At 52.1% G+C, this 4,707-nt stretch carries 4 protein-coding genes; all 4 read left to right on the forward strand.

Annotated features, from left to right (window positions below):
- The coding region (locus B3P58_RS02130) for a M23 family metallopeptidase (protein ID WP_286715757.1) at positions 1-375 on the forward strand (375 nt) is incomplete at its 5' end.
- A 99-nt stretch (positions 376-474) separates the two neighbouring features.
- Positions 475-3,210, forward strand: a complete 2,736-nt coding sequence (gene secA, locus B3P58_RS02135) for a preprotein translocase subunit SecA (protein ID WP_286715759.1) — start codon at positions 475-477, stop codon at positions 3,208-3,210.
- Between the two features lie 28 nt (positions 3,211-3,238).
- A complete protein-coding gene (gene argJ, locus B3P58_RS02140; protein WP_286715761.1) occupies positions 3,239-4,456 on the forward strand; it encodes a bifunctional glutamate N-acetyltransferase/amino-acid acetyltransferase ArgJ in 1,218 nt (405 codons plus the stop codon).
- The coding region (locus B3P58_RS02145; RefSeq protein WP_286715763.1) for an NUDIX domain-containing protein at positions 4,456-4,707 on the forward strand (252 nt) is incomplete at its 3' end. The genes argJ and B3P58_RS02145, both read left to right, overlap by 1 nt.

Consider the following 4,707-nt stretch of genomic DNA (forward strand, 5'->3'; position numbering starts at 1 on the left):
AAAGGCTGGATGTCATCTCGCTATGGTAAACGTACGGATCCGTTTACGGGGCGTCTTGCCTGGCATGGCGGAGTCGATTTTGCCGGCAAAATGGGCGCAGACATCGTTGCCGTTGCCTCTGGTGTTGTTACTTGGTCCGGCCCGCGTTACGGCTATGGCAATCTGGTCGAAGTTAACCACGGCAATGGCTATAAAACCCGTTATGCACACTGCAAAGAGCTGAAAGTTGCTCTTGGCGATATTGTCCGCAAGGGTGATGTTGTTGCATTAATGGGAAGTACCGGACGTTCAACCGGCCCTCACGTTCACTTCGAAGTGTATAAAAACGGTCGCACAGTCGACCCGGCGGCGTACATTCACCGCACTCCTCAGTAATCTTTCTGTTTCAACACGCTTGTCATCATTCTGGGTTATAAGTAGCCTTTAGCACTTTGGCCCAGCGCCTTATTTTGTTTCCCGGATAATGATAATTCCATGATTGGTAACCTTTTTCGTAAAGTCTTTGGCAGTAAAAACAGCCGCGAACTCAAGCGCATGGGCAAACTGGTATCCCAGATCAATGCCTTTGAAGAATCTGTAAAATCCCTCTCTGATGAGCAGCTTAAAGCAAAAACAGCGGAATTCCGCCAGCGCTTGAGCGATGGTGCGTCACTGGATTCCCTGCTACCTGAAGCTTTTGCCGTGTGTCGTGAAGCCGGCAGCCGGGTTATGGGGATGCGCCATTTCGACGTTCAGCTGATCGGTGGTATCACCCTGCATGAAGGCCGGATTGCTGAGATGCGTACCGGTGAAGGTAAAACCCTGGTGGCAACCCTGCCGACTTACCTGAATGCCCTGACCGGCAAAAGCGTTCATGTGGTAACCGTGAACGACTATCTGGCCCGTCGTGATGCCGAGTGGATGCGTCCGCTGTACGAATTTCTGGGTATGAGTGTGGGTATTGTTGTTCCCGGGCAGAACCCGCTGGAAAAGCGCGAACAGTACAAAGCTGATATCGTTTACGGTACTAACAACGAGTTTGGTTTCGATTATCTGCGCGACAATATGGCTTTCTCTCTGGCCGATAAAGCGCAGCGTGAACTGTATTTTGCCATTGTCGATGAGGTGGATTCGATCCTGATCGATGAGGCCCGTACGCCGCTGATCATTTCTGGTCCGGCGGAAGACAGCTCTGAGCTGTACCGTAAAATCAATAAGCTGATTCCTAAGCTCGAACGTGGTCAGGCTGCCGATGAAGGTAATGAGGCGGCTTCCGGTCATTACTTCGTGGATGAAAAACAGCGCTCTATTGAGATGACTGAAGAAGGTCATGAGTTTGTTGAAGAGCTGTTAACCAACGAAGGCATTCTGAAAGAAGGTGAAAGCCTTTACGCCGCCGGCAATCTCAATCTCCTGCACCATGTGCATTCTGCGCTGAAGGCTCATGCGGTTTATCAGAAAAATGTCGACTATATCGTACAGGGCGGTCAGGTGGTCATCGTTGATGAGCACACCGGCCGTACCATGCCAGGCCGCCGCTGGAGCGAAGGTCTGCATCAGGCGGTTGAAGCGAAAGAAGGTGTGAATATTCAGAACGAAAGTCAGACTCTGGCTTCGACCACTTTCCAGAACTACTTCCGCCTGTACGAAAAACTGGCCGGTATGACCGGTACTGCAGATACTGAAGCCTTCGAATTTCACCAGATTTACGGTCTGGATGTGGTGGTTATTCCAACCAATAAAGCCGTTCGCCGGATCGACTATAACGACGTTATTTACGCCACTCAGAAAGAAAAATTTGATGCCGTTATTGAAGAAATCCGTGAAGTAACCGCACAGGGCCGTCCGGTTCTGGTGGGTACTGCATCTATTGAATCATCAGAATATATTTCGCATCTGCTGACGCAGGCGAAAGTTGCTCACAATGTTCTGAACGCCAAAGAAAACGCGCGCGAAGCACAGATTATTGCCGAAGCCGGTAGCCCGGGGGCGGTGACCATCGCCACCAACATGGCCGGTCGTGGTACCGACATTATGCTGGGCGGTAACTGGGAAGCTGAAGCAGCGGCGCTGGAAAATCCGACCGACAGTCAGATTGCAGCGATTAAAGCCGACTGGCAGAAGCGCCACGATGCTGTTCTGGAAGCCGGTGGTCTGCACATTATTGGTACCGAGCGTCATGAATCCCGCCGTATTGATAACCAGCTGCGTGGTCGTGCTGGTCGTCAGGGGGATGCAGGTTCCACCCGTTTCTTCCTGTCGCTGGAAGATAACCTGATGCGTATTTTCATGTCTGAGCGTATGCGCAGCATGATGCAGGCGCTGGGTATGAAAGACGGTGAATCCATCGAGCATAAGATGGTGACCAATGCCGTTGAGAAAGCTCAGCGCAAAGTAGAAGGCCGTAACTTCGATATCCGTAAACAGCTGCTTGAATACGATGATGTGGCTAACGACCAGCGTCGAGTGGTCTACAACCAGCGTAACGATATTATGGCGATGGAAGATATTTCTGAAATCATCACCAATATCCGTAAAGACGTTGTTAATGAAGCCATCGATGGTTATATCGCACCACAAAGTCTGGAAGAGCAGTGGGATATTGCCGGCCTTGAAAGCCACCTGAAAGCTGAGTTCGATGTCGAGCTGCCGGTGCAGCAGTGGCTGGATAACGAAGATAAATTGTACGAAGAAACTCTGCGCGAGCGTATTCTGGAAGCAGTACAAAAAGCCTATGACGAAAAAGAAGCGACCGTAGGTGCAGAGCCAATCCGCATGTTCGAGAAGCAGGTGATGCTGCAGATTCTTGATAACCTGTGGAAAGAGCACTTGGCGACCATGGATCACCTGCGTCAGGGTATTCATCTGCGTGGCTACGGCCAGAAGAATCCAAAGCAGGAATATAAACGTGAATCCTTTGGCCTGTTCCAGGAACTGCTGCGTAATATCAAGCACGAAACCATCCGTATTCTGTCCCACGTAAAAGTGCGTCAGGAAGAAGAAGTCCGGGCTATGGAAGAACAGCGCCGTGCGGCGGTGGAAGCCCAGGCACAACGTGCGCAGTATCAGCATGAAGCTGCTGAGTCTCTGTCAGGTGGTCAGCCAGAGGTTGATAGTGGCGACGATCAGGCACAACCTTTTGTGCGTGATGAAAAGAAAGTCGGCCGCAACGAGCCATGCCCGTGCGGTTCAGGTAAAAAATACAAACATTGTCACGGCACTTTGTCGTAAGCAAAAGTCGGAAGGCGTAAGCAAAAAAATGGCAGTTAATTTCACGGTTTTTGAAGATTTTAAAGCGGTAGATGGCGTTCGTCTTGGTGTGGCACAGGCGCATGTGCGCTATGCCAACCGTGACGACATGGTGGTGATTGAGCTGGCCGAGGGAACAACCGTTGCCGGCGTATTTACCACCAACGCATTCTGTGCAGCGCCGGTGCAGATCAGCAAAGTGCATCTGGCAGATACTGCTCCGCGTTACCTGCTTATCAATACCGGTAATGCCAACGCCGGTACGGGTCCGCAGGGCTATGCTAATGCGGTCCGCAGTTGCGAAATGCTGGCGGCAGCAACTGCTGTACAGCCGGCTCAGATTCTGCCGTTTTCGACCGGCGTGATTGGTGAGCCGCTGAACATGGCGGCGTTTGAACGTGGTATCCCGGCAGCACTGGATAATCTCAGTGCCGATAACTGGGCCCGTGCTGCCAAGGGCATCATGACCACTGACACCCTGCCAAAAGGTTACAGCACCCAGTTTGAGGTTAACGGTAAAACCGTCACCATCACTGGTATGTCCAAAGGTGCCGGTATGATCATGCCGAACATGGCGACTATGCTCGGTTATATCGCAACCGATGCCGGTATCTCTCAGGCGCTGTTGCAGTCCTGGTGTAAAGAGCTGGCTGATTGTTCGTTTAATCGTGTGACCATCGATGGTGATACCTCAACCAACGATTCCTGCATGCTGATGGCCACCGGCCGTTCCGGTGTGCAGATCAATGATGTTGCCAGCCCGGAAGCTCAGTTGGTCTTTGCCAAACTGAAAGAAGCCTTCCAGATTCTGGCTCAGGCGATTGTTCGTGACGGTGAAGGGGCCACCAAGTTTGTGACCATCGAAGTCGGTGGTGCAGCCAGCCAGAAAGAAGCGCTGGACGTAGCTTATACCGTGGCGCACTCACCGCTGGTTAAAACCGCGATGTTTGCATCCGATGCGAACTGGGGTCGTATTCTGGCTGCGGTCGGTCGTTCCGGTGTACAGGATTTTGATCTGGAGAAAGTACAGATCTTTATCGATGACGTGCAGATCGTGGAAAACGGTGGCCGCTGTGAGTCTTACACCGAAGAAGCCGGTGCCGCTGTTTTTGCCCTGACTGAGTTCCGTGTCCGTATTGAGCTTGCGCGCGGAGACTTCCGCGAAGAGCTGTGGACCTGTGACTTCTCGCACGAGTACGTAACCATCAACGCCAACTACCGCTCCTGATGAAGACGGTGCATGTTGCTGTAGCTGTCGTGGTCGTTAATGACCACGACATTCTGATTGCCCGCCGCCCGGATGACAAACATCAGGGCGGGTTGTGGGAGTTTCCCGGCGGAAAAGTAGAAGCCGGTGAAAGTGTCACGGCGGCTCTGGTGCGTGAGCTGGATGAAGAAGTTGCACTGAGTGTGACGGAGCAGTCAATGTCACCGCTGCTGCCGATCCCTTTCGATTATCCGGATAAAAGCGTGCTGCTG

It is taken from the genome of Thalassolituus sp. UBA2009 (assembly GCF_002335285.1).
Classification (GTDB): domain Bacteria; phylum Pseudomonadota; class Gammaproteobacteria; order Pseudomonadales; family Oceanobacteraceae; genus Venatoribacter; species Venatoribacter alkanivorans.